The following is a 23,718-nucleotide window of genomic DNA, read 5'->3' on the forward strand; positions in this document are numbered from 1 at the left end:
TAGTTACACCTTCTTAACGCGCGACGATCAAGCCGTCTTCGATGCGGACGATGCGATCAGCCATTTGGGCAATTTCCTCGTTGTGGGTAATCATGACAACGGTTTGGATAAATTTCTGATTGGTAATCTTTAGTAGCCCCAGAACGTCCAGACTGGTTTTGGAATCCAGATTGCCGGTGGGTTCGTCAGCCAAAATAATGGCTGGTTTTGCGGCGAGTGCCCGGGCAATGGCAACCCGCTGCTGCTGTCCGCCGGAGAGGTTATTGGGCAGGTTCTGGAGCTTAGATTTAAGGCCCAGGGTATCGATGATGCGCTCAACATAAGCCGCATCGGGTCGGTTACCGTCTAATTGAATCGGCAAGATGATGTTTTCATAGACGTTAAGCACCGGAACTAAGTTGTAATTCTGGAACACAAAGCCGATCTTGCGACGGCGAAAGATCGTCAGCGCTTCATCCTTTAATGAAAAGATAGCCTGCCCGTCGACTGTGACGCTGCCACTGGTGGGGCGGTCCAGTCCGCCGAGCATATGTAAAAGGGTGGATTTGCCGCTGCCGGAAGTTCCGACAATGGCGATAAATTCGCCTTTTTCAACGGCCAGATTGACGCCGGCCAGAGCGTTTACGGTACTTTCGCCAGCACCGTAAATTTTTTTTAAATCAGTTGTCTCTAAAATCATAAATACCTCCAAAAATAAAATAAAACATTGAATTCTTCAACGCATAAACTTTATCATGGGTTTCTTTCCAGAATCTTTCCCGCTTGGAAGTAATTCTAACAGTTTTGTAAGAATTTAAACCGTCCGAGGTAAAAAAACCGAGAAAACGGAGCCGTCCCCCAGTGATGAAGCGACTTTAATGTAACCGCCCTGCCGGATTAAAATCTGGCGGGTTAAATATAGACCAATTCCCAGACCATCCTGTTCGCTGAGTGCGGGGGAACGGTAAAAGCGCGTAAAAATTTTAGCCTGATCGGTTTCAGCGATACCCATGCCGGTATCGCTGATATCAATGCGGCAAAACATCTCATACTCCGTGACCAAAATTTGGATTTTGCCACCTGGAGGGGTATACTTTATGGCATTATCGACGACATTACAGAGGGCTTCAAGGGTCCATTTGTAGTCAAACACGGCATCGCCATTGGTAACAGTTACGGTCAATTCAATTTCTTTTTGGGCGGCTTTCGGAGCTACTTGTTGAGTCACTTCCGAAAGCATTGGGGCGATCGCTGCGCAAGTCGGAAAAACGGTAAAAACGCCGGTTTCCAGCCGCGATAATTTGATTAAAGCGGTAATCAAGAAGTTCAGCTTCTCGGCTTGGCCCTGCAATGGCGTTAAACAAGCTTTACTTTCTTCCGGCAGTTCCTGTTCTGCCAGTAGCTGTGAATAGAGCATAATATTAGCAATCGGGGTTTTGGTCTGATGCGAGATATCGGCCAACAATTGCTTGATTTTTTCTTTTTCAGCGGAGACATTGCGGGCCGATACCAAAGAAGCGGTTAAATACTGGTAAAGTCGGCTTTCAACCGAAGAGAGCAGGCTTTCATCGAAATGAGCTTCGGTAAAGCTGCCATCCAGGGCGCGATCCAGCATGTGGTTAAGGGCTTTCATGATTTTGCGGGTTTTATGGCGTTGCAGTCGTACGATCATCAGGCTCAATAACAGGGTTGCCATCGCAACGACTAGCAGGATTAGGCTAAACGGATTCATCCGGTTTCACCACCCATACATAACCTAAACCGTAAACGGTTTTAATAAACGCGGTTGCATCCAGCTTGTCCCGGAGACGTTTAACCGTGACGGAAAGTGCATTTTCATCGACAAAATCGCTGCCGTCCGCCCAAATACGATCCATCAAAACCGTCCGACTGAGGGTTTGTCCCCGGTTTTCAATCAGCAAACGAAGCAGCTTTTGTTCTGTCTTGCTTAACTCCACGGCAGTGGTTCCGTGATAAAAATCCATTTGCGCAAAATCAAATTGATAACGGTCAATTATAATCGGTTTTAGCTCACTGGTGACCAGACGTCGCAGTTGTGCTTTTACGCGAGCCCGGAGGATTGCCAGGCTAAAGGGTTTGGTGATGTAATCATCGGCACCATCCTCCAGCCCCATTACCACATCGGCTTCGGTGTCGTTGGCAGTTAAAATTATCACCGGAACGGCTTTGCCCCCCGTTTTAATTTGCCGAAGCAAATCCAGTCCATTGCCATCAGGAAGATTGATATCGAGTAAAACTAAGTCGGTCATACCGCAGGCAAGTTGTTCTTGCGCTGATTTTAAATCAAAACATGTCACAATTTGAAGTTTAGGATCTTTCAAAGCCAGGCATAAGCCACGGCTGAGATGACGGTCATCTTCGATAATTAGTAGTTGCTTCATCTATTTTTATAACCTCCAATTACACCTCATTTAATAAGTGTGATAATGATAACACAAAGAATTGTTTGTATCAATTTCCAATGGGATGACACTCCCATTTTGAAAACAGTGTCAAAAAAAGACGAACAGTTAAGACTGTTCGTCGCCATTACAAGAAATTTATCGGGTTGGTTTTTCTGATGAGATCGCCCATCATCCCGTTTTTTAGTTGGTGGTTTTTTCTTTTAACTCCGGAAAGGCATCAAGAACGGCCTTAACCAGCTTGTTGCAGCCATGGATTAAGGTGTCAGTTGTGGGTAGCCGATAGTCCTGTTCATAAGCTTTAATGGTATCTGCCACTTCGTTTTCGCTCATATCATCGTGATTAATTGTGATGGCAATGACCTTAGACTGTGAGAAGCGTTCAATCAGTTCAATTTCACTGGCGAGGGTGGGCATTGGCAAATACTCAAAATCGACCCGGTTTATTCGCCTGGGTGGATGCTGAACAATGATGCCGTCCGGTTTTCCGCCGCGGATGATGGCACAGGAGCTGATAAAAGCGGGATGACTGAGGGCGCCCTGACCTTCTAGAATAATGACGTCCGGTTTTTCATGGATATTGGCTTCGACAACCGCATTTTCCAGTTCACCGGTCATAAACTCAGAGGGAATGGCGTCCAGAGCAATGCCGTATTTTTCACCCTGAATCAAGGAGGTTTGACCAGTCCCGATAAAGCTGGCCCGAAGTCCCCGTTCTTTCAGGGCGGTAATGAGTTTCATGGCGGTGGTTCGTTTACCGACGGCGCAATCGGTGCCAAGAATAGCGATCTTCGGTGTTTTCACATTTAGAATATCGCCAGTAAAGAGGTGCAGGTAGCGATTGGCAAGGGGCTTTCGGATATCATAAAGTTTAACCCGATATTTTTTGGCCTGTTGCTTAAATTCGGCATCTTCAGAAATAAATTCATGGAGACCATTAACAATATCCATTCCCAAAGACATCGCGTTGAGAAAAATACGTCGTTCTTTGATCGATAAGATGGCGTCTTTGGGAGCAATGCCATAAATGAAATATTTAGGTACTTCGGTTAATTGATCCATCGCTTCGGTAAGATCCCGATAGATAGGGATACCATTGTCAAACCCCTCGAGTACTTTTCCGGCATCCATGCCTGTTTTGGTGCTGTCTATCACACATGTGATCTGATATTTTTGAGAACGACGGATTAAACCATTAGCGGTTTTTCCATCGGATTCACCAAATTGACCTTCACAATAGAGTATAGCTTTTTCTTTCATAGACGAGTAGTCCTTTCGCGTGATCACGAACAGGAGCTTTACAATGCAAACGATTGTATTAAAGAGGAACGATAAAGAATGTTTGATAATATAAAGGCAGTTCAATATTCACTTTTTTAATTATACCACAGAAACCCTTAATTAAACGATTCCTTAAGAAAAACCAGAAATTAGACACATTTTCTAAGTAAACTCCAGTAGGATCTGGAACGGATTTTGGTCAAAAATCAGACTTGTGTATTGACAAAAATTGTCCCAGATGATATATTGAATGTATATTCAATATATCATCTGGGAGGGAATATGGCACGATCAAAGGAACAAAACGAGAAAATGCGCGAAACGCGCAAAGAAAAGATTCGCAACGCGGCACTATTACAATTTGTTAAGCAGGGGCTGTTTGCCACTCGGATCCAGGATATTGCTGCTTGCGCCGGAATCGCCCAGGGACTTTTATATCATTACTATTCATCAAAAGACGAAATTTTTGTGGATCTCATTAATGACGCTCTGGATAAGACCATTGAAGCGTCCTATATGGTACGAGATATGGATACCGAGCCAGGTGAAAAAATTCGGTTTGCACTGGAGCGACTTGTTGAGACCATTGAGCACAGTCAGGCTTTTCTAGACACCTGCCGGTTGATTACGCAGGCAACCAATTCGACTGCCATTCCCAAGCAGGCTCAGGATCTTATTCAGCAAAAAAGGAACATCCCCTATCAGGTCATCGAAACCATTATGGAAGCGGGACAAAAACAAGGAACCATCGTCGCGGGCGATCCTAAAATGTTGTCAATTTTTTTCTGGACCAGTATTAATGGCCTGGCTATATATTATTCCACCAATAATAATCGGGAGGTAAAACTGGATTATCGGGTGATTGCATCAATGTTTTTGATTAAAAATCAAAGGGAAGTTGAGGAAGAAAATGATCCAAAAAATCAAACCGTTTTTAAATGAAGAAGGGAAAATTACACAGATTCCTGCGAAGCAATCAAAAAAATTGCTGGTATACGAATACCTCGCAGAAAAGTTTGATGACGATCAGGAATATTCTGAAAAGTCTGTCAACCAGTTAATTAATTCATGGCATACCTTTGGGGATTGTGTTTTTTTAAGACGCGGATTAGTGGAAACCGGATTTTTATGCCGCCTATCAGATGGCAGTAAGTATTGGAGAAATAAAGAAAAGGAATAAAGTTACATGAGTATAAAAGCAAAAATGATGTACATCACCATAAAATACCGGCATCTTTTTAAAGGGCAGTTGCTTCCGGAAGTGATCGATAAGAACACCTCAATTGAAAAGCAGCGACAAGACTGCGATGAAACGGCTGAACGTTTTTTTAAACCAATCAAGGGAATCAGCTTTAAAGCCAGTGACTATCGGGAATTTTATGCAGAATGGGTTGAAATAGAAAACGCCCCCGAAGAAAAGGCAGTCTTGTACTTTCATGGCGGTGGATTTGTGATGGGCAATGCCAGATCGCACAGAAATATTGTGGGGAATTTTGTAAAACATTTGGGCATCAAAGCCCTTGTTTTTGACTATCGGCTGGCTCCGGAACATCCGGCTCCCGCTGCAGTCAATGATTCAGCAGCTATTTACTGTTGGCTGCTTGAACAGGGATTTAAACCAGAAAATATTGCTTTTGCAGGTGATTCGGCTGGCGGCGGCATTGCGTTAGCCACCCTGCTAAAATGTAGGGATGATGGCATTCCCTTGCCGGGGGTCTGTGCGGTGTTTTCACCGTGTACCGATATGACGATTTCTGGAGAGTCTCATAAAACCCGGGAAAAATCAGATCCCTGTACTCCCAAAGGAGCAAATGAGACCTATACTGGCTATTATGTGGGTGATGGAAACCCCAGGCACCCTTATGCGTCCCCGCTGTTTGGAGACTTAACCGGTTTACCACCGATTATCATTCAAGTTGGAAATAATGAAACGCTAAGAGACGATTCAACCTGTTATGCAAAAAAAGCCAAAGAATCAGGTGTTGACATTCAGTTTAAAGTCTGGAAAGGAATGTTTCATTGCTTTCCGCTGCTGGCACCGATGTTTCCAGAAGCATCCGAAGCCCTTGAAGAGGTTTGTCAATTTATCAGAAAAAAGCTAGAGCGTTGAGTTAAGGTAATTAAGCGACGGAGATAACGTTCTCCGTACAGATTAAGTTAAAAAAAGATTTCCGCCAACATCCCGGCGGAAACCTGAGCATATTTTTTGCAACCGATCTTTTTTAAAATACATCATCAGCGGATTCTTTAATACCATGCAAGCGGATCTTATACTGCAGATTTTGACGAGAAATGCCCAGTTCTTTGGCGCTTTTTGAAATGTTTCGATCATTTTCTTGTAACACCTCGATTATCATTTGTTTTTCAATTTTGTTGAGGGTGTTCTTGAGGTTTTTATCATCGCTACTGGCGGCCAGATACTTTTCATAGATCTTTTTATCAGTGATCTTCTTTCGTAAATAGGAAGGCAACAGATCCGGGGTCAGGATGGTATCCTGGTATTGGGATAAATAGATGGCATGAGTAATGGCGTGTTTTAATTCGCGGATATTTCCCGGCCAGTCATGGTAAAGAAGAATCTCCTGAGCGGATAACGAAATGGTGAAGAGCTGTTTTCCCATGGCAGCCGCTTCAGTGGTTAAAAAGGTCCGGGTAAGACTGATGATATCCTGTTTCCGATCTTTGAGGGCCGGTAAATGAATCGAAAAAACGGCCAGCCGATAAAACAAGTCAGCACGAAGTCGATTTTCTTCGATCGCTTTTAAGGGGTCCTGATTAAGGGCACTCAATAGCCGGATATTAGCGGATATTTCTTTATGGCCCCCCACCTTTCGGTATTTTCCGGTTTCCAGAACCCGAAGCAGTTTTGATTGAAGTTCTAAATTCATGGAATTGATTTCGTCTAGAAAGATGGTGCCACCTTCAGCTGCTTCCAAAAGACCAATAGTATCAATGGCACCGGTGAAAGAGCCCTTAACCGTTCCAAAAAGTGAGCTTTCCAGTAAATGTTCGGGAATGGCACAACAATTGATCGCCACAAAAGGCTTATTAACCTGAGCACTGGCGTTATGAATGCTTTGGGCAAAAACTTCCTTGCCGGTGCCAGTAGGTCCAGCAATCAGAATCGGCGCCGCATTCTGAGCTGCAATCTTGGCATGGTGAATGCATTCTAAAAGATTGGGACTTGTTCCGATGATGTCTTTGAAACTAAATTGGGTGCCATTGTTTTTAATTTGCTGGGTATTCAAATCATTTTGTAGCTTCTTAATCGTGCTCGACATATGGATGTAGGCCGAAATATCCCGATAAATACAAATCGCAGCAGAAACTTTTTTGGGGTCTTTTCTTGAAAAAATCGGATAAGTACTACTGATCACATCGGCAACTTTTCCCGATGGGGAGGTATATTTAACATGCACATCCTGGACTTTTTTCCCGGTTTTTAAGACCAGGGATTCCATCGATTCATTTTCAAGATAATCATAGATGTCAGACATATTTTTGCCGATGACATCTTCACGTTTCATATTTTCGATCAGTTCACAGCCTTTTGAATAGCAGACAATTTTTCCGTCACTGTCAACTACATGGATACAGACATCTTCAATCCGCTCGACATCCTGAATGGGGAAAAACGTTTGGCTTGTCGTCATAATCGCTTCTTTTTCTGAGTTCATTTCACGGCCCTCCATTTCGGGGTTTGCTGACTTTGACAGTATAATAACACGAATTCCAAAAAAATTATAGAGGCAACCTCTATCCCGAGGTTGCCTGTTTATTTATAAAAAAGACTAAAATGATTGAATTTATAAATATTTTTGTTCGATTTTTTCAATTTCAGCAAGAATGGTCGGATCTAAAGCGGGAACGACGTGGGACTTAAGAATTGCATCAATTTTGGCATTCACCATTTCCATCACATCGGACTGATCGGGATTGACCATGCGTCGGGAAAAGAATTCCGGATACCAGATACTTCTGAAATTTTTAAGGGTGTGTTTTTCGTTTAGATAATGGCCGCCCTGGCCGACCCCTTTAATAACATCCATGGCCAGGGTTTTTTCGGTGACATCAACACCTCTGGAATAAGCCGACAGCTGATCAATCATTTCATTGGCCAATACCACCATTGCCGGAGCCACCGAGTTACAATGATCTAAGACGCCGACATCGTGAATCAGATTAGCCTTGCTTAAGATGGTCGAGAAGAGTTCCATTTGGACTTCAGCGACTGACTGGGGATCAATGGTTTTAGCATCACTGCATCCAGCGGTTCCATAAAATGGCAGGTTATAGTAGTTAGCCAGTTCAGAGGCTGCAGCGATCGATTTATGGAATTCAGGGGCACCATAGGAGCCAATCGTGGTCTGCATATCAAAAATTGTTGGCATCGAACCGTAGATCATTGGTGCGCCCTCATTGACAGCCTGAGTAATGACGACGCCGGCCAGGATTTCGGCATTGTTTTGAGTTAAAGCCGCGGCAATCGAAAGGGGAGCAGTTCCGCCCATCATCGAATAAGGCATATAAACAACGGGAATCTTATTGGTTGCACTGATAAATAATTTTTCGGTGCTTTCGACCGGATGGGTCAGCGGTGGAATCGGCTCACAGTAATTAAAGATAAAGGGTTTTTCAGCCAGCTCTTTGTGCCCACCAGCGACAATCGCAGCAATGTTAATGATCTCCTGGAGTGACCCAATGTCATTGGTTGAAAAGTTAATCGTTTTATCAAAGTTTTTTAAGGTTTCGATGAAAGTTATCTGTGACTGAACCTTGGGATCGACATCGGCACACATGCCCACCGATAGGACGAAACTGATATTGGATAAGGCACTGGCAATTTTACACATGTCCTTAATATCTGATTTAACAAAGGGACGGGCGGTGTTTGTTTTATAATCCAGAATTTCTAGTTGATCGGAGTGCGTTCCAAAATAGACGTTATTTTGGCTGTTGATGACCATGCTTTTTTGGCCATCGCGGTTATAAAGGGTTATTTCTTTGGGAATGGTGGCAAGCGCTTTATCGATAACAGCTTTGGGGAATTTGACCAGATCACCGTCAACCGTACAGCCGTATTTTTTTAAACAGTCAATGGTTCGCTCACCAGTAACCTGCATGCCAAAATTTTCCAGCAGATCCATGCTCTTTTCGTGAATCATTTCAATTTTGGTCTGATTCAAAACATTAAATTCAATATTTCTTTGTGTTGTTTCCATTGTAATCTCCTAAAATTTTATTTTGTTTAAATCCGATTTTATTTAGATGCGCTCTCGGTAACAGGCGGGAATGTAGTCGTTTAAAAGATCGGCTTGTTCCCGGGTAATATCCGGTGGCGTATAGCTGGCTAAGCGCTCTTTAACAGCGGCCTGGACGTCTCTAAGCACTGGTTTGCTGCCATGTTCCTGCCATTGGTTGGGGTCTTCTTTGTTAAAGTATTTGGGAACAAAAAATTCCTCTTTAAACATTTTCGGGGTTCGACCCTGAAGGAAGTTACCGCGCGGGCCGATTTTGGTAATCAGATCATGACAGAGATAGCTTTCCTCAGTTTTGATTCCGCTTAGAAGCCGGCGATTCATTCGGTAAGTGTCTTCATCAACCAGGAATTTTTCAAAGCTCAGGATATTAAAGCTACCCATAATCCCACACGAATGGAGCACCAGATCCGGAGCAGCTTCGAGGGTTGAGCGAATCATCATATCGGATTCAATCCCGGCCTGGATATCAAAATCCTTGGCATCACTTAAGCCGCCGCCGGTACGGCAGGGAAGCTTATAAAAATCGGCGAGTCCCCGGGTGGCATAAGCAATCAAGGCGGTTTCGGGGGCACCGATGCTGAGTTGAACCGTTCGCAGGTTGGTAGAGGCTGAGGTCTGTCCGTAAACCACCGGCAGCCCAGGTTTAACCAATTGGGACATGACCATACCGGCTAGAACTTCAGCATTTGTCATCGCAATTAGTCCGGCAACCGATGGCGGACCGGTCAGCACGGGCATTGCACAAGGGGAAAACCAGACCGGCTGATTCATTTCAGCAGCAACCAGGAACTTATCGAGCGGATCATGGTCAAAGCATAAGGGCGATAGCGAATTAATATGGATGATATTATTATAAACACCGCTGCGGCCTTCGAATTTTTCAATCAGTTCCAGACCCTGTTTAAACGACTCCCGGACCCCGGATTTTAATGGGAAGGTATTCGCCATCAAATGTAAGGCCGTTTTATTGGAATACTTTAAGATCATCGCGATGGGACTAAATACTCGTTCATCCTGGGTCAGGCTCTTGTCATCGAGAAAAATATTAAAATAGTTACAGTTAATGACATCACTGGTATCGGAGAGTTTGAACTGATCGACCGTATCATCATTGGTCATTTTATGTAAATGACCTTGCTCCAGACGGAAAATATTGCCGATGCCAGGCATCAGAATCAGGCTCCCGCCGCCAAGCGTATGATTTCCTTTGGAGTTTTCAATGGTAAAGGTTTCGGGAATGGTTGAAATCGTGGCCATGATCATTTTTTCATCGAGAAAGACGGTGTTCCCATCAATGCGGGCACCGTGAGATTTAAAAATATCCAGAATTTCCGGGTGTTCAAATTTTATCCCAACTTCGCTGAGGATCCGCAGAGATTCCTCGTGAATAACCTGCAGATCGGATTTTGATACATATTTTTCATAAGGTTTCATGGTTTTACTTCCTTTTCTTAGTAGTGAGTACTGATCACTAAATTCTATTATAAAAGATTTAGATATGACCGTAATAATCCCGGTGAGAAATGCAGGAATAAGCATAATCAAGCAAGGTTCCCCAACTAAATACAGGCAAATCAACAGCGCGTTGAATCGCTCTGGCAAAGGGCTGCATGCCGGTACATTCTAACATGATTGCCTTAATATCCGGGTGTTTGGCAGTAAATTCTTTGGTGATCCGAATCATATCCTGTTCTGATTCGTCATAGTAACTTTCTGGTATTACAGGACGTTTTTCATGATCCCATAGCGTGTCAAACTGCGGACAACCATATTCATCCTGGGCGCCGGCAATGTAGAAGTTGCTATTGAGATCAATTCCGACTTTTTCCAGATGCGTATTGGTCAAAAAACGTTTTTGGGCACAGATGATCCCAACCGCGTTGGTGGGTCCAATCAATTGCTGAATAAAGGGGACTTGCAGCAAACTGGACATAAAAACAGGAATATCGACAGCCGCGGCCACATCTTGCTGGAAATAGGCAAAATAGCCGCATTCAGCGGCAATCGCACGACAGCCCATCTGCTCCAGGTTTTTTGCGGCCTGAACAATTGGTTCCCGGCAGGGGCTTTTATCCTGTTCCCAGACCAGGGTATAATTATCGACGCCCCTGGCGATTTCATATTGAATCGGAAAACCCCAGGCACTGGCATTGCGGACATCACCAGGAAAACCGGGATAGGCATCATCTAATACCATGATACCAATACCCATACCATAGCAGGTATGGTTTTTTCGGGTTGTCATGTAATTAATTTTTAAATCTCTTTGCATTTCTTCCTCCTAAAAATTTGGGATGTTTAAATTAGTGCGAGTTGCCATTTATACTAGCAAGGTTTATGCCAAATTATGCCCCGTACAAAAGGATGGTCAAGTGACCAAGAAATATCAATCGATGAAAATTTACGAAAAAATACTGATTGAGATGCCGCCGATGAACTCTAAAATAATCAAAAAAGTGCAGATCTGAAGGAGCTACGCTATAATAAGAAAAGGAATAAAATGGTGATGGATGACTTAAAAAAGTCAGAATTGTAATTAAATTTCACGTAAATAGTTAAAATAGCCTTGGAAATAGCAAAAAACGCCTGCAAAAAATGATGACATGCAAAATAACATTACAATATCAACCAGAAGAAGGTAAATAAAGGGTTTTGTGCAAAGGTTTACAAAGAAACGTTAGATTACCTGCATAATATTTTGCAGCCTATTCTTCCATCCCAAGAACATACATCCTCAATAGCCCTTAATTTCGCGTTATTTTCGAAATTAGATAATTTTACGAATTGGCATAAAGCTTGCTATAAATTATTGATATCGTAACGATGTGTGAAATTAAGCTGGGGAGGTGTTGAATATAGGGTTAAGGTAAGATGTGTCGGGTTAGTTTGATTGAAGTCATGACAACCAGGTTAGAAAGATCAAAAAAAGTTTAAGAATCAGAAGGAGAGAGTTTATGTTAAAAAGAATACGTATTGTACCCGTTGCGATTCCAATTGTATTAATGGGAATAATCCTTATTATCGGCTTTGTTTCGCCAGACGAGTTTACAACCAGAATGACTGATTTCTTTATCGCGTTAATGGCAAATGCCGGGTGGATGGTTTCTCTGGGGGTATTGATTTTTGTTGGCTGTATGGTGTTATTATTTGTCCATCCCTTTGGCAGTATTAAATTTGGGGGCGCAAATGCAAAACCAAAATATCGAACCTGGATCTGGTGGGCGATTTCGCTTTGTGCGGGGATTGGAACCGGGATCGTTTTCTGGGGAGCCACCGAGCCGCTGATGCATACTTTCGCACCACCGCCATCGGTTGGCCTCGAAGCTGGAAGTCTGGACGCCGTTATCTGGGGGATGAGTAAATCCTTTTTGCACTGGTCGTTTTCACCTTACGCGATCTATGCGGTAGCGGGAATTGCCATTGGCTATGCTTACTATAATATGAACAAAAGCTACACCGCCAGTGCCGGTCTTGTTTATTTAAATGATGGTAAAGAACTCAATTCAAAAATCAATACAGTTATTGACGGTATTATCCTATTCGCCATTTGTGGCGGTGTGGCTGGATCGCTGGGATATGGGCTGCTGCAAATTGGCAGTGGACTCAATTTCGTGTTTGGGATCGAACCAGGTCCGGTGGTATGGGCCGTCATTGCCTGTGTCATTATTGCATCCTATACGATTTCAAGTGCAACTGGCTTAGACCGAGGAATTTCCTGGCTCAGTGATAAGAATGCCTGGATTTTTATTGTTTTGATGATCTTTGTTTTGATTACCGGACCAACGGCTTATATATTCAATCTGTTTACGCAGTCATTGGGATTTTTTATTAATAACTTTGTTGATCTAAGCTTATTTACCCAACCAATAATTGACAGTGATTTATGGCCGCAATGGTGGGATATGTACTGGATGGTTGACTGGTTATCTTTTGGACCAATTGTTGGTTTGTTCCTGGTTAAATTATCCTATGGCCGAACCATCAGACAGTTTATTACGGTCAATGTTATTCTGCCGGCAATGTTCGGGATTCTCTGGTTTAGTGTATTTGGCGGATTGGCATTAGACCTGGAACTCCGAGGTGTTGCTGATATGTCGGGATTCCTGGCCGACAATGGCGCCCAGGCGTTTATGATGTATATCTTTGAATTCTTGCCTTTTACTGAATTAATTCGCATTATCATGCTGGTCACTATCGGTTTATCATTTATTACCCTGGCGGATTCGATGACATCGACAATTTCGACCATGTCATTAAAACAATCCAAAGGTGTAAAAGAAGCGCCCCTGCCAATCAAAGTATTCTGGGGGATTTTCATCGGTTTAATTTCGCTGGTATTTGTAATCAGTGGCGGTATCGACGGGATCAAAATCGTTAAGACGATTGCCGGTTTCCCGATCCTCTTTATCGAATTGGCAATGATTCTGGGATTCCTCTACCATTTGTTCTCAGGTAAGCTCAAACGAGACGAAATAGAGTATGCTGATTTTATGGAACAGGAGGCAGCCGCCGCTGCTGATGAAGCCGCTGCGGAGCTGACGGATCCGAAAATTCATAAAAAATGGTTCAATTTGGATAAACAAACGAAAAAGTAATCTTGGCACAAACCTTGCTTGTTCATTAGTGGTAAGAAAACGATTAAGCAATAAATAATTGAGATGATAAAAGGAGAAAAATATGGCAGACATGAGTTATTTAAGTGAAAAACCAATTGCAGTGTTAGGTGCCGGTGCAGTCGGAAAGGCAATTGCCGGAGACTGTGCCTTAGGGGGAGCCAAGGTAAGAATTTGCGATTTTGAGCCTTTTGCCGAAAAAACACTCAAGAATGTGGAAAAAGTTGGGATTAAATTCTTTGGCGAACAAGTCAATCTTTATGGTTTTGAGCGTGAAGGTTTTGCCAAAATGGACAAGGTCACCACCGATGTGGCAGAAGCAGTTAAGGGTGCTGGCATCATTGTGATCGCTACCCCAACCTTTGGACACAAACCTTTTTTTGAAAAACTGATTCCCTGTCTCGAAGATGGTCAGGTTATTCATATTTTTCCCGATAATTTTGGCAGTCTGATCCTCCGTAAAATGATGCGCGAAGCGGGCTGTACAAAAAATGTGATTGTCGGTGGATGGTCAAGCTCGACCTATGGTAGCCGGGTCGAAATGCCAGGAGGCGTCATTACCCATAAGATCCGGGTTTACTATCGGGCCATTACACTCCGGGGTGCAGCAATGCCTGCAACGGATACCAAAGCCTTTATCGAAAGCTCTAAATACCTGCCGTCAATGGATGCCGTGACAGAAGGTGACGGTGCCGTAGCTGGGGATACCGTTTTAGATACCGGGTTTTCCAATGTCAATCCGGTTCTTCATTGCCCGGGAGCGATTCTGGGGGTATCGACGATGGAAAACTTTGGAACGATTTTTGGTGAAGATAAATTCAAATTCTCAATTTATTCCCACGCGTACTGCCCTTCTATTTCCCAGGTTCAATATACTTTTTATCAGGAAGAATGTGCCCTGGCTGACACCATTGGGGTGGGGATTCAACCCTATGAAAAAGAACACTTCTTCTCCCGGGAGAATGTTCTGGGTCAGGAATATATGGGGCTTGACTATTTAATACCGTTTGATAAACAAGATCCAATCCAATACGGCACCGGACCATTTACGATGGAAAACCGCTATATCACTGAAGATATCCCGGTGGGATGCTTTGTCTATCAACAGTTGGGCGATACCTATGGCGTTAACACACCAGTAGTCGATTCAATGATTAGTCTGGCATCGGCAATTCTGGGCAGAGATTTAATCGCCAATGGCTATACTTTAGAATATATTGGCATTGACAAGATGACCAAGGAAGAGCTTAACGATTATTTAAGAACCGGAAAAACGAAATAAAAAGAGAATTTGTGCTGATCCGGAAACAAGCATAAAGAACCTCAAGCTGCCATCGGCTTTATCAGCAGATGGCAGGGCGGTTTGACAAATAGGGGAACTGACTTGAGGTTGATTAAAATAATAAGGAGCTTATGATGAAAAAAAGTATTATTAATTTTAGAAAAATGGCCGAAAGAAAAGAAAAGATAGTTTACATCACCGGGTATGATTATTTAACCGCAAAATATGAAGAACGGGCTGGCGTGGATATGATACTGGTGGGGGATTCGCTGGGAATGGTCACATTAGGTTATGAAACGACGTTTCCAGTGACCATGGATGACATGATTGCCCATTCATCGGCGGTCCGCCGGGGTGCCCCGAATACCTTTATTGTCGGCGATATGCCCTACATGTCCTATCAGATCTCCAATGAGGAAGCGGTTTTTAATGCCGGACGATTCACGAAAGAATCGCTGGTGGATGCGATTAAACTAGAAGGCGGCACCGATTCGGTGTGCCAACGGATCAAAGCGATCTCCGATGTCGGTATTCTGGTAATGGGCCATATTGGTTTAACCCCTCAATTTGCGGCCCAACTGGGCGGTTACAAGGCCCAGGGAAAAAGTGCTGGCGCGGCGATGGAATTGTTGCGACAGGCACTGGCCATTGAAGCGGCAGGGGCTTCCTTTATTCTGGTTGAAGGGGTACCGGCAGTGGTTGGTAAGGCCATTACCGAGCGCCTGAGTATTCCCGTGCTGGGAATTGGTGCTGGTTCGCATACTGACGGTCAATTATTAATTTATGCTGATATGGTCGGCTACTACGATGATTTTACCCCTAAATTTGTAAAAAAATATGCCAATGTGGGTGCTGAGTTACTAAAGGGTTTTACCGCTTTTTGTGATGAAGTACGCAATGGTGCCTTTCCTGATGATGCGGTACATACCTACGTCATTGCCGATGAAGAAGCCGCTGAACTGGAAAAGCAATTAGCTGAAGTGAAATAAAACAAATTTAAGATCGATTTGAAATTAAACAAAGATTAAGGAGAAAAAAATGAGTGTACAAAAGATATATGATGCCATTTTAGAATTAGATGATGATGAAGTAGTGACAGCTGTGCAGGAAGCCATTGATGATGGGGTCGATACCAGTGTGATTTTAAATGAAGGGCTCATTGGTGCAATGGACGAGGTGGGTCGGTTGTTCTCGGCAGGAACTCTTTTTGTGCCGGAAATGCTGATGGCCGCCAACGTTATGAAAATCGGATTAGATATGATCAAGCCACTATTAAAAGGTGATAACAGCGGCAGAGGGATTGTGATTATTGGTACGGTTGCCGGAGATCGACACGATATCGGCAAAAACCTCGTCTCGATGATGATGGAAGGGGCCGGTTTTGAAGTGATCGATCTGGGTATTGATGTTCCAGCTGAAAAATTTATTGATGCCGCAAAAGAAAAAAGTGCCAATCTGATTTGTCTGTCGGCACTCTTAACAACCACCATGGCAGCCATGGGAGAAACCGTTTCCGCCATTAAAAGCTCTGGTTTACCGGTTAAAACAATGGTCGGCGGCGCTCCGGTAGGTCAGGATTTTGCCAACGATATTGGTGCCGATGGCTATGCCCCGGATGCCGGTGAAGCAGTAATGCTGGGCAGAAACCTGATGGCGTCATAAACGGAGCGCCCAATGATTATCGTCGGAGAACTAATTAATGCCAGCCGCCAGGCGGTTGGCGATGCCATTAAGCGTGAAGATCACGCCTTTATAAAGAAACTGGCGCTCGATCAAGCCGAAGCCGGAGCGACTTATATCGATGTGAATGCCGGTATATTTGTCGGCAAAGAAGGCCACTACATGGAATGGCTGATCAACAATATAAAAGCCGTCACTACGCTTCCCTGCTCAGTCGACAGTCCCGATCCTAAAGTGATCGAACAGGGACTAAAACTCAGCGAAGATGATGTGATGATTAACTCCATTTCGCTTGAAAAAGATCGACTCGATGCCATTTTACCGCTTGTTGCCGGAACCTCTTATAAAATTGTGGCACTCTGTATGGATGACGAAAAAATGCCAGAAACCATGGAACAACGGCTAAAAATTGCAGATGTTCTGATTAATAAACTAGTTCAGAACAATGTTAAGCTGGAAAACATCTTTGTTGACCCCCTGGTACAGCCAATTTCTACCGATAAAACCTTTGGCATGGGTTTTATTGATTCAGTTTCCGAAGTTATGAAAAACTATGAAGGAATTCATACGATCTGTGGGTTATCAAACATTTCCTATGGGTTGCCGGAACGCAAATTCCTCAATCGAAATTTCGCGGTAATGGCGATCGCCAAAGGACTGGACGGACTCCTAATTGATCCCCTGGACAAAAAAATGATGTCGAGCATTTGCGCGGCCGAAACCCTGGTGGGACGAGATGACTTTAATGTAAAATACCTGAAGTCCTATCGGAAGAAAAAACTGGAAGTTTGATCTGACTTAACTGGATAACAAAGATCTCGCTATATTTGTAGTGATAGAGCGTTTGCGATAAAAATGCATGTTTGTTTCAGGCACTCCGTTTAAGAGTGCCTTTTAGAATTTGTGAATGACAAAAAAACAGGAGATAGAGATGATTATCATTGGAGAAAAGATTAATGGTACCATTCCCGCGGTGAAAGAAGCGATCGAGAAAAGAGATGCCGCTTTTATTGCTAATCGGGCAGTGAAACAGACTGAAGCCGGAGCCGATTTTATCGATGTATGTGCCAGCACCGCCCCGGAATACGAAATTGAAACCCTGAAATGGTTGATTGAAGTAGTTCAGGATGTTACCGAAACACCCTTATGCATTGATAGCCCCAACCCCCGGGTGATTGAGGCCGCTTTTAAATATGCCAACAAACCGGGGATGCTCAATTCGATCTCGGAAGAAGGCGACAAGTGTGAGGTCTTGCTGCCCCTAATGGAAGGCAATAGCTGGGAGGTAGTCGGACTTACCTGCGATAACAACGGTATCCCCACTGATTTACAGACAAAGCTTGACATTACCACAACGATGGTGAAAAAGGCGGCCAAATATGGCATCGCTCCGGAACGTATGCATATTGATCCCTGTGTGATGGCATTGTCAACGGACAATCAGTCCTTGTTGAATTTTGTAAAAGAAATTAAAGCCATCAAAGCACTATATCCAACCATTCATGTAACCGGTGCGATCAGCAACATTTCTTTTGGCCTGCCGCTTCGGTCGTTGATTAATAAAAATGCTTTAGCCTATGCCATTCAGGCCGGGATGGACTCGGCGGTGATGGACCCGATGAACCGCGATATGATGGGGACAATTTTTGCCACCGAGGCCTTGTTGGGTCGGGATAAACATTGCCGCAAATACAGCAAAGCATACCGGGCCGGAAAAATTGGGTCGCTGACAAAGTAAAAATTACAAACGCAGTATTTAGTCAATCAGGAAAATTAGCGATTGAGATCACAAGGATCAGCAATTCTCCTTGCCTTCCTCTTTCAGTGGGGCTATAATTTAAGCATACGGAGGTGGGTTATGAAAAATAAGAGTATCTTTCTGATGCTGGGGGTTTTAATTGTTTTTGGGCTTACCGGCTGTGGATTGGAAAATATTTTTAACCTTGAAACAGATTCAGCCAGTACCCAGGCCAAAAAACTACCGGAAATGGTGATAAATGAGCCCTTTTTAGTAACCACTGTCATTGGCGATTACAGTGTCGCAATTAACGGAGCTAGAAAAACTGCAAAAAGAAGTGCGGATACCGATGTCAATCCTAAACAGGTTATTTTTCTTGATTACACATACAACAATATCAGCTATCAGAAAAAATATGACATGGATTTTTTTCTGGCCCAGGGTGACTTTGTGGTGGTCGATGACAAAGGGAATAACCTTGAGGCCTATAATATTAAAGACCCTAACCGAATGATTCAGGAGACCCCGATTGGCGGAAGCTGTTCGGCAAGCATTGCCTATGCGCTGGAAACAGACAGTAAAACCCTCACCGTCACCTTTGTCAGAGGGAAAAACGAGATTGCCGAGATCACCGTCCCCATCACATAAAAGTATGCGCGAGTAATAATTGTCAAAAATTTAAAAAAGTTCCGATTTTTACAATAAGATCCATTAAAAATAGCGTAAAGTATAGACAGAAAGACAAAGCGGTCTGATTTCCCAAGGGAAGTAAGCGCATTGTCTTTTTTTATTTTTGAAGAAAATGATCTGCTTGTGTAGGCGATGATTTTTTTAAAAATTATGAGAAACACTTAGTTGTATTTCAAATAAAAGATGAGGAGAAATAATGATGGAAACTAAAATTGATTTTTTATACTTAAATGAACCGGATATGATAAGAGCCGGGGTTTTGGATATGGCCGGCTGTGTGGACACGATGATTGAAATGTTTAAACTGATGAGCGATGGCGATTATATTATGGGCGGAGCAAACCGGAACTCCCACGGCATTATGCTGTCCTTTCCGGAAAGCTCACCCTTTCCCAATATGCCCCTTGATGGACCGGATCGACGCTATATGGCTATGCCAGCTTATTTAGGTGGTGAATTTGATATGGCCGGAATGAAGTGGTATGGGTCGAATACCAGTAATAAGGAAAAAGGTCTGCCGCGGTCGATTCTGACGGTGATGTTAAATGACAAAGAGACGGGGGCTCCGATGGCATTGATGTCGGCGAATATCTTAAGTGCCATTCGTACCGGCGCGATTCCCGGAGTCGGTGCCAAATATCTGGCCCGAAAAAATTCACGGGTGGTGGGGATCATTGGCCCTGGGGTCATGAATAAAACTGCTTTGGCGTCGTTTATGGTGACCTGTCCAACGATCGATACCATAAAAATAAATGGCCGCCGCAGGGCCACTGCCGAAGCCTATGCGGACTATGTTAAAAGAGAATTTCCACAGATTAAAACCATTGAAATTGTGGATACCATGGAAGCAGCGGTCAGAGGATCTGATATTGTCAGTGTGGCAACATCGGGATCGGTGGGTTCTGAGTCCTATCCTTATATTAAAGAAGAATGGATTAAACCCGGCACCTTATTCTGTATGCCGGCAAATGTTCGGTTTGATGACGATTTTATCTTAAATCGGGCTAGAAATGTGGTTGATAATTTCAAACTCTACGAAGCCTGGAGTGAAGAATTACCCGCACCGCGCTATGAAATTGTCGGATTATTAGCTGTTCACTACATGGATCTGATTGAAAAAGGAATCATGAAACCCGAGGATGTCAGCGATCTGGGTAACATTATTGCCGGCAGAACACCGGCCCGGCAATCAGAGGATGAGATCATTCTTTACACCGTCGGCGGCATGCCGGTGGAAGACATTGCCTGGGGTACAAGACTTTATCGCAAGGCCCTTGAAAAAGGGATCGGAACCAAGCTGAACCTCTGGGACGAACCCTATCTGGCATAAATCGTTATCACTGAAAGGAGCATCAAAATGAGAATCACAGAACACCCGATTTTGGGTGAAAGCAATAAAGGCCGCTTGGTCACCTTTTACTTTGATGGAAAACCGATAGAAGGTTACGAAGCCGAACCCATTGCCATGGCGCTACGGGCGGCTGGGGTGATGGCTTTACGCCACACGCACAAAGAAAATACCCCAAGAGGCATCTTTTGTGCCATTGGCCGCTGTACCGATTGTGTTATGGTTGTGGATGGCAAACCAAATGTACGAACCTGTGTCACCCCGCTGGTGGCAGGAATGACTGTTTTAACCCAATACGGGGTGGGTGCAAAAAAGTAAAAACAACCTGGGTTAAGGACAAGAAAAAGGAATAGGTGGGTTATGAAAAGATATGATGTAATAGTCGTCGGTGCCGGTCCGGCCGGGCTATCCGCCGCCATTGAGGCGGCCAAAAGAGGACTGCGGGTCATTGTTTTTGACGAAAATGCCAGACCCGGCGGACAATTATTTAAACAGATCCATAAGTTTTTTGGATCAAAAGAACATAAGGCTAAAATCCGTGGCTTTAAAATTGGCGAGGATTTATTAAAAGAAGCTCAAACTGCTGGGGTCGAGGTGGTCCTGAATGCCGTAGTGGCGGGGCTCTATCTGGATAAGGAAGTGCTGGTTTCCCAAGGTGATGAGGTGATCCATTACAAAGGGGATGCCATTATCGTAGCAACCGGTGCCTCCGAAAATATGATCACCTTTGATGGTTGGACCTTACCTGGCGTTATTGGTGCCGGAGCGGCTCAGACGATGATGAATCTCCACCGCATCCGACCGGGGAAAAAAGTGCTGATGCTGGGAACTGGTAACGTCGGGCTGGTGGTCAGCTATCAATTACTGCAGGCTGGCTGTGAGGTGGTGGCCCTGGTGGATGCCGCTCCCAGAATTGGCGGCTATGGGGTTCATGCTGCCAAGCTGGCCCGCTGCGGGGTGCCCTTTTATTTGTCCCACACCATTATCAAGGCCCATGGTAATGACTATGTTACCGGAGTGAGCATCGCTGAGGTGGATTCAAAATGGCAGGTGATCCCGGGATCACAAAAAGATTTTGAGGTCGATACTATCTGTCTGGCGGTCGGTTTATCGCCGATGTCCCAGTTACTTAAAATGGCTGGTTGTGCGATGGAAGAAAATCCCGCCAAGGGTGGTTATGTGCCAATGGGTAATTCTTATGGCGAAACTTCGATAGCGGGAATCTTTGTGGCGGGTGATGTTTCCGGAATTGAAGAGGCCAGCTCAGCCATGATTGAGGGCCGTATCGCCGGTGTGGCGGCGGCTGCCCGGTTAGGTTTTATTGACAGCGAAGAACTAACCGATAAGGTCCGGGAGTTGGAAGAGGCGTTGCTGGCTCTAAGAGCGGGGATGTTTAGTCCCGAAAACAAGGGCCGGGAAGTCAAACACACCGAGGAAGGCTATGAGGTTTCCCAGAGTTTGTTGACACGAGGCTATCTCACCAACGAAGAAGTTTTAAGCTATCCGGGCGTCACAAAAGCAAAAGGGATTCGTCCCGTTATCGAATGTTCCCAAAATATTCCCTGTAACCCCTGTCAGGATGCCTGTCCGAAAAAGTGTATCAGCATCGGTGAAAAAATCACCTCCCTGCCCGTAGTCAGGGCCGATGCTCAGTGTTCGGGTTGCGGCCTCTGCGTGGCGGCCTGTTCCGGACAGTCGATCTTCTTAGTCAAAGAGGACGAAGAAGCGGGCACAGCAATGGTGACCATCCCCTATGAGTTTTACCCGCTGCCGGAAAAAGGATGCCAGGGAATGGCCCTGGATCGTAGTGGTCAAGAAATCTGTGGGGCGGAAATTACGGAAGTCAAAAGCCTTCCGGCTTTTGACAAAACCAGTTTAGTAACCATGAAGGTGCCGCTTAGCATGGCCATGAAGGCCCGCTTTTTTAAAGCGGCACAGGAGGTGTAGACGATGCAAAATAACAAGGATCGATCACGAAATCTGGGTGACTATCTCCCCGCGGCAGATGACGCCATGATCATCTGCCGCTGTGAAGAAATCACCAAAGGCGAAATCAGAAAAGCGGTTCACGATGGGATGTTCACATTAACAGAAATCAGACGCTATTTAAGAACCGGTATGGGTCTCTGTCAGGGACAAACCTGCGGCCGCTTGATCAAGGGGATTGTAGCCCGGGAACTTGGGGTATCCCCCCTGGATCTGGAACCGGCGGTTTCCCGGGCACCGATGCGGCCGCTTGAAATGAAGGTTTTAGGAAATGAAAAATAGAAGAGAAATTAGATGAGGAAAATAACATGAAAAACAATGCAGACATCATTATTATTGGCAGCGGCGTCATTGGCAATGCAGCCGCCTATTATCTGGCTAAAAAAGGCTGTTCTGTTATTGTCCTGGAAAAAAGCGAGAGCATCGGGAATGGCGGATCGTCCCGAAATGGCGGCGGTGTTCGCCAGTCCGGCCGGGACAAACGGGAATTGCCACTGGCCATGTATGGCATTAAAAACATCTGGCCAACCCTGTCCGAGGAACTTGATATGGATGTGGAATATTATCAGCAAGGGAATCTGCGTTTGGGTAAAACTGAAGCGCACCTTGATATTTTGAGCGGATTGACCAAAGACGCTGCCGCTGGCGGCTTGGAGGTCCGAATGATTGGCGGTGAAGAAGCCCGAGCGATCTGTCCTTATCTTTCGCAAGAGGTTACCGGTGCCAGTTGGTGTCCCACTGATGGTCATGCCAACCCGATGCTGACAACCCTGGCTTATTATCGGAAAGCCCGACAGTTGGGGGTTCGCTTTATCACCGGCGAAGGAGTCCAGGAGATCCGTAAGATCCGGGGTAAGGCCAGGCAGGTGGTGACCCAAAACGCTGTTTATGAAGGGGCGACGATTATTCTGGCCGCCGGTTACGAAAGCCGGGAACTGGCCTCCCAATTAGGAATTGATATCCCCATGACTCAGGCTTTGCTGGAGGTATTGGTCACCGAAGCCCAGCCGCCGATGTTCTACCAGATGCTGGGAACTGCCGCTGCCGATTTTTACGGGCACCAGAGCACCCACGGTTCCTTTGTTTTTGGGGGATCATCGGGGTTTGAAGGGGTGAACCGGGACAATGGCACACCCACGACTGCCAGTATTACCGCTTCCTGTATTTGTCGGGGAATTATGAAGTACTTTCCGATGTTGGAGGATGTCAAGATTGTTAGAACCTGGGCGGGTTGGATGGATGTCTGTGCCGACATGGTACCGGTCATCAGCCCGGTGGAAGAGGTGCCGGGACTGATTATTGCCGCCGCCTTTTCCGGCCATGGCTTTGGTATCGCGCCCACGGTAGGGTTACTTTTATCCGAACTGGCAACAGCAGAAACAACAACCCTGGATCTGAGTGCGTTTCGATACGACCGCTTTAAAGCGAAAATTTAAG

At 44.8% G+C, this 23,718-nt stretch carries 23 protein-coding genes; 15 read left to right on the plus strand and 8 right to left on the minus strand.

Annotated features, from left to right (window positions below):
* Positions 1 to 13: 13 nt before the first annotated feature.
* The 4 genes from ACIZ62_RS03700 to ACIZ62_RS03715 form a co-directional block, all read right to left on the minus strand.
* On the minus strand, positions 14 to 679 hold the full coding sequence (locus tag ACIZ62_RS03700; protein WP_111887898.1) for an ABC transporter ATP-binding protein: 666 nt from the start codon (positions 677 to 679) through the stop codon (positions 14 to 16).
* Between the two features lie 114 nt (positions 680 to 793).
* Positions 794 to 1,711, minus strand: a complete 918-nt coding sequence (locus tag ACIZ62_RS03705; protein WP_322519560.1) for a HAMP domain-containing sensor histidine kinase — start codon at positions 1,709 to 1,711, stop codon at positions 794 to 796.
* A complete protein-coding gene (locus ACIZ62_RS03710; RefSeq protein ID WP_322519559.1) occupies positions 1,698 to 2,381 on the minus strand; it encodes a response regulator transcription factor in 684 nt (227 codons plus the stop codon). Before ACIZ62_RS03710 ends, ACIZ62_RS03705 begins: the two co-directional genes overlap by 14 nt.
* A gap of 204 nt (positions 2,382 to 2,585) precedes the next feature.
* Positions 2,586 to 3,662, minus strand: coding sequence for a DUF1611 domain-containing protein (locus tag ACIZ62_RS03715; RefSeq protein WP_322519558.1), 1,077 nt, complete (start codon positions 3,660 to 3,662; stop codon positions 2,586 to 2,588).
* Positions 3,663 to 3,965: 303 nt separating this feature from the next.
* Between ACIZ62_RS03715 and ACIZ62_RS03720 the strand changes: the two genes are divergently transcribed.
* From ACIZ62_RS03720 to ACIZ62_RS03730, 3 genes are read left to right on the plus strand one after another with little or no spacing between them, the layout of a single operon-like run.
* A complete protein-coding gene (locus ACIZ62_RS03720; protein ID WP_414151230.1) occupies positions 3,966 to 4,625 on the plus strand; it encodes a TetR/AcrR family transcriptional regulator in 660 nt (219 codons plus the stop codon).
* Positions 4,594 to 4,863, plus strand: a complete 270-nt coding sequence (locus tag ACIZ62_RS03725; protein WP_414151231.1) for a DUF2087 domain-containing protein — start codon at positions 4,594 to 4,596, stop codon at positions 4,861 to 4,863. Before ACIZ62_RS03720 ends, ACIZ62_RS03725 begins: the two co-directional genes overlap by 32 nt.
* Before the next feature lie 6 nt (positions 4,864 to 4,869).
* Positions 4,870 to 5,793 (plus strand): alpha/beta hydrolase, encoded by a 924-nt coding sequence (locus ACIZ62_RS03730; RefSeq protein WP_414151232.1) that lies wholly within the window; start codon positions 4,870 to 4,872, stop codon positions 5,791 to 5,793.
* 112 nt (positions 5,794 to 5,905) lie between these two features.
* Here the strand turns inward: ACIZ62_RS03730 and ACIZ62_RS03735 are convergent, their stop codons facing one another.
* The 4 genes from ACIZ62_RS03735 to ACIZ62_RS03750 all read right to left on the minus strand — a co-directional run bounded on the left by ACIZ62_RS03735 (position 5,906) and on the right by ACIZ62_RS03750 (position 11,216).
* A complete protein-coding gene (locus ACIZ62_RS03735) occupies positions 5,906 to 7,360 on the minus strand; it encodes a sigma-54 interaction domain-containing protein (protein WP_414151233.1) in 1,455 nt (484 codons plus the stop codon).
* 129 nt (positions 7,361 to 7,489) lie between these two features.
* Positions 7,490 to 8,905, minus strand: a complete 1,416-nt coding sequence (locus ACIZ62_RS03740; protein WP_414151234.1) for a trimethylamine methyltransferase family protein — start codon at positions 8,903 to 8,905, stop codon at positions 7,490 to 7,492.
* Between the two features lie 42 nt (positions 8,906 to 8,947).
* A complete protein-coding gene (locus ACIZ62_RS03745) occupies positions 8,948 to 10,378 on the minus strand; it encodes a trimethylamine methyltransferase family protein (RefSeq protein WP_414151235.1) in 1,431 nt (476 codons plus the stop codon).
* 58 nt (positions 10,379 to 10,436) lie between these two features.
* The gene (locus tag ACIZ62_RS03750) at positions 10,437 to 11,216 is read right to left on the minus strand and encodes an aspartate/glutamate racemase family protein (protein ID WP_414151236.1); all 780 of its coding nucleotides are present in this window, start codon (positions 11,214 to 11,216) and stop codon (positions 10,437 to 10,439) included.
* A 682-nt stretch (positions 11,217 to 11,898) separates the two neighbouring features.
* On the opposite strand from ACIZ62_RS03750, the gene ACIZ62_RS03755 reads away from it, so the two are divergent.
* From ACIZ62_RS03755 to ACIZ62_RS03810, 12 genes are all read left to right on the plus strand, one after another.
* Positions 11,899 to 13,539, plus strand: coding sequence for a BCCT family transporter (locus ACIZ62_RS03755; RefSeq protein WP_414151237.1), 1,641 nt, complete (start codon positions 11,899 to 11,901; stop codon positions 13,537 to 13,539).
* 82 nt (positions 13,540 to 13,621) lie between these two features.
* The gene (locus tag ACIZ62_RS03760) at positions 13,622 to 14,839 is read left to right on the plus strand and encodes an NAD/NADP octopine/nopaline dehydrogenase family protein (RefSeq protein ID WP_414151238.1); all 1,218 of its coding nucleotides are present in this window, start codon (positions 13,622 to 13,624) and stop codon (positions 14,837 to 14,839) included.
* Between the two features lie 134 nt (positions 14,840 to 14,973).
* Positions 14,974 to 15,828: a 3-methyl-2-oxobutanoate hydroxymethyltransferase gene (gene panB / locus ACIZ62_RS03765; protein ID WP_414151239.1), complete on the plus strand. Its 855-nt coding sequence runs from the start codon at positions 14,974 to 14,976 to the stop codon at positions 15,826 to 15,828.
* A 49-nt stretch (positions 15,829 to 15,877) separates the two neighbouring features.
* Positions 15,878 to 16,501 (plus strand): B12-binding domain-containing protein, encoded by a 624-nt coding sequence (locus ACIZ62_RS03770; protein ID WP_414151240.1) that lies wholly within the window; start codon positions 15,878 to 15,880, stop codon positions 16,499 to 16,501.
* Between the two features lie 12 nt (positions 16,502 to 16,513).
* Positions 16,514 to 17,311 (plus strand): dihydropteroate synthase, encoded by a 798-nt coding sequence (locus tag ACIZ62_RS03775; protein ID WP_414151241.1) that lies wholly within the window; start codon positions 16,514 to 16,516, stop codon positions 17,309 to 17,311.
* Between the two features lie 139 nt (positions 17,312 to 17,450).
* Positions 17,451 to 18,257 carry a methyltetrahydrofolate cobalamin methyltransferase gene (locus tag ACIZ62_RS03780; protein WP_414151242.1) on the plus strand — a complete coding sequence of 269 codons (807 nt, stop codon included), beginning with the start codon at positions 17,451 to 17,453 and terminating at the stop codon, positions 18,255 to 18,257.
* Between the two features lie 120 nt (positions 18,258 to 18,377).
* Positions 18,378 to 18,905, plus strand: coding sequence for a DUF5067 domain-containing protein (locus ACIZ62_RS03785; protein ID WP_414151243.1), 528 nt, complete (start codon positions 18,378 to 18,380; stop codon positions 18,903 to 18,905).
* A gap of 238 nt (positions 18,906 to 19,143) precedes the next feature.
* The gene (locus tag ACIZ62_RS03790) at positions 19,144 to 20,277 is read left to right on the plus strand and encodes a tyramine oxidase subunit B (RefSeq protein ID WP_111887882.1); all 1,134 of its coding nucleotides are present in this window, start codon (positions 19,144 to 19,146) and stop codon (positions 20,275 to 20,277) included.
* A 27-nt stretch (positions 20,278 to 20,304) separates the two neighbouring features.
* A complete protein-coding gene (locus tag ACIZ62_RS03795; RefSeq protein ID WP_111887881.1) occupies positions 20,305 to 20,613 on the plus strand; it encodes a (2Fe-2S)-binding protein in 309 nt (102 codons plus the stop codon).
* 42 nt (positions 20,614 to 20,655) lie between these two features.
* Positions 20,656 to 22,242 carry an FAD-dependent oxidoreductase gene (locus tag ACIZ62_RS03800; protein WP_322519547.1) on the plus strand — a complete coding sequence of 529 codons (1,587 nt, stop codon included), beginning with the start codon at positions 20,656 to 20,658 and terminating at the stop codon, positions 22,240 to 22,242.
* A gap of 3 nt (positions 22,243 to 22,245) precedes the next feature.
* Positions 22,246 to 22,563, plus strand: coding sequence for a (2Fe-2S)-binding protein (locus ACIZ62_RS03805; protein ID WP_111887879.1), 318 nt, complete (start codon positions 22,246 to 22,248; stop codon positions 22,561 to 22,563).
* A 26-nt stretch (positions 22,564 to 22,589) separates the two neighbouring features.
* A complete protein-coding gene (locus ACIZ62_RS03810) occupies positions 22,590 to 23,717 on the plus strand; it encodes an NAD(P)/FAD-dependent oxidoreductase (protein WP_111887878.1) in 1,128 nt (375 codons plus the stop codon).
* Position 23,718 lies beyond the last annotated feature (1 nt).

It is taken from the genome of Acetobacterium carbinolicum, from assembly GCF_047456275.1.
Lineage (GTDB): Bacteria > Bacillota > Clostridia > Eubacteriales > Eubacteriaceae > Acetobacterium > Acetobacterium carbinolicum.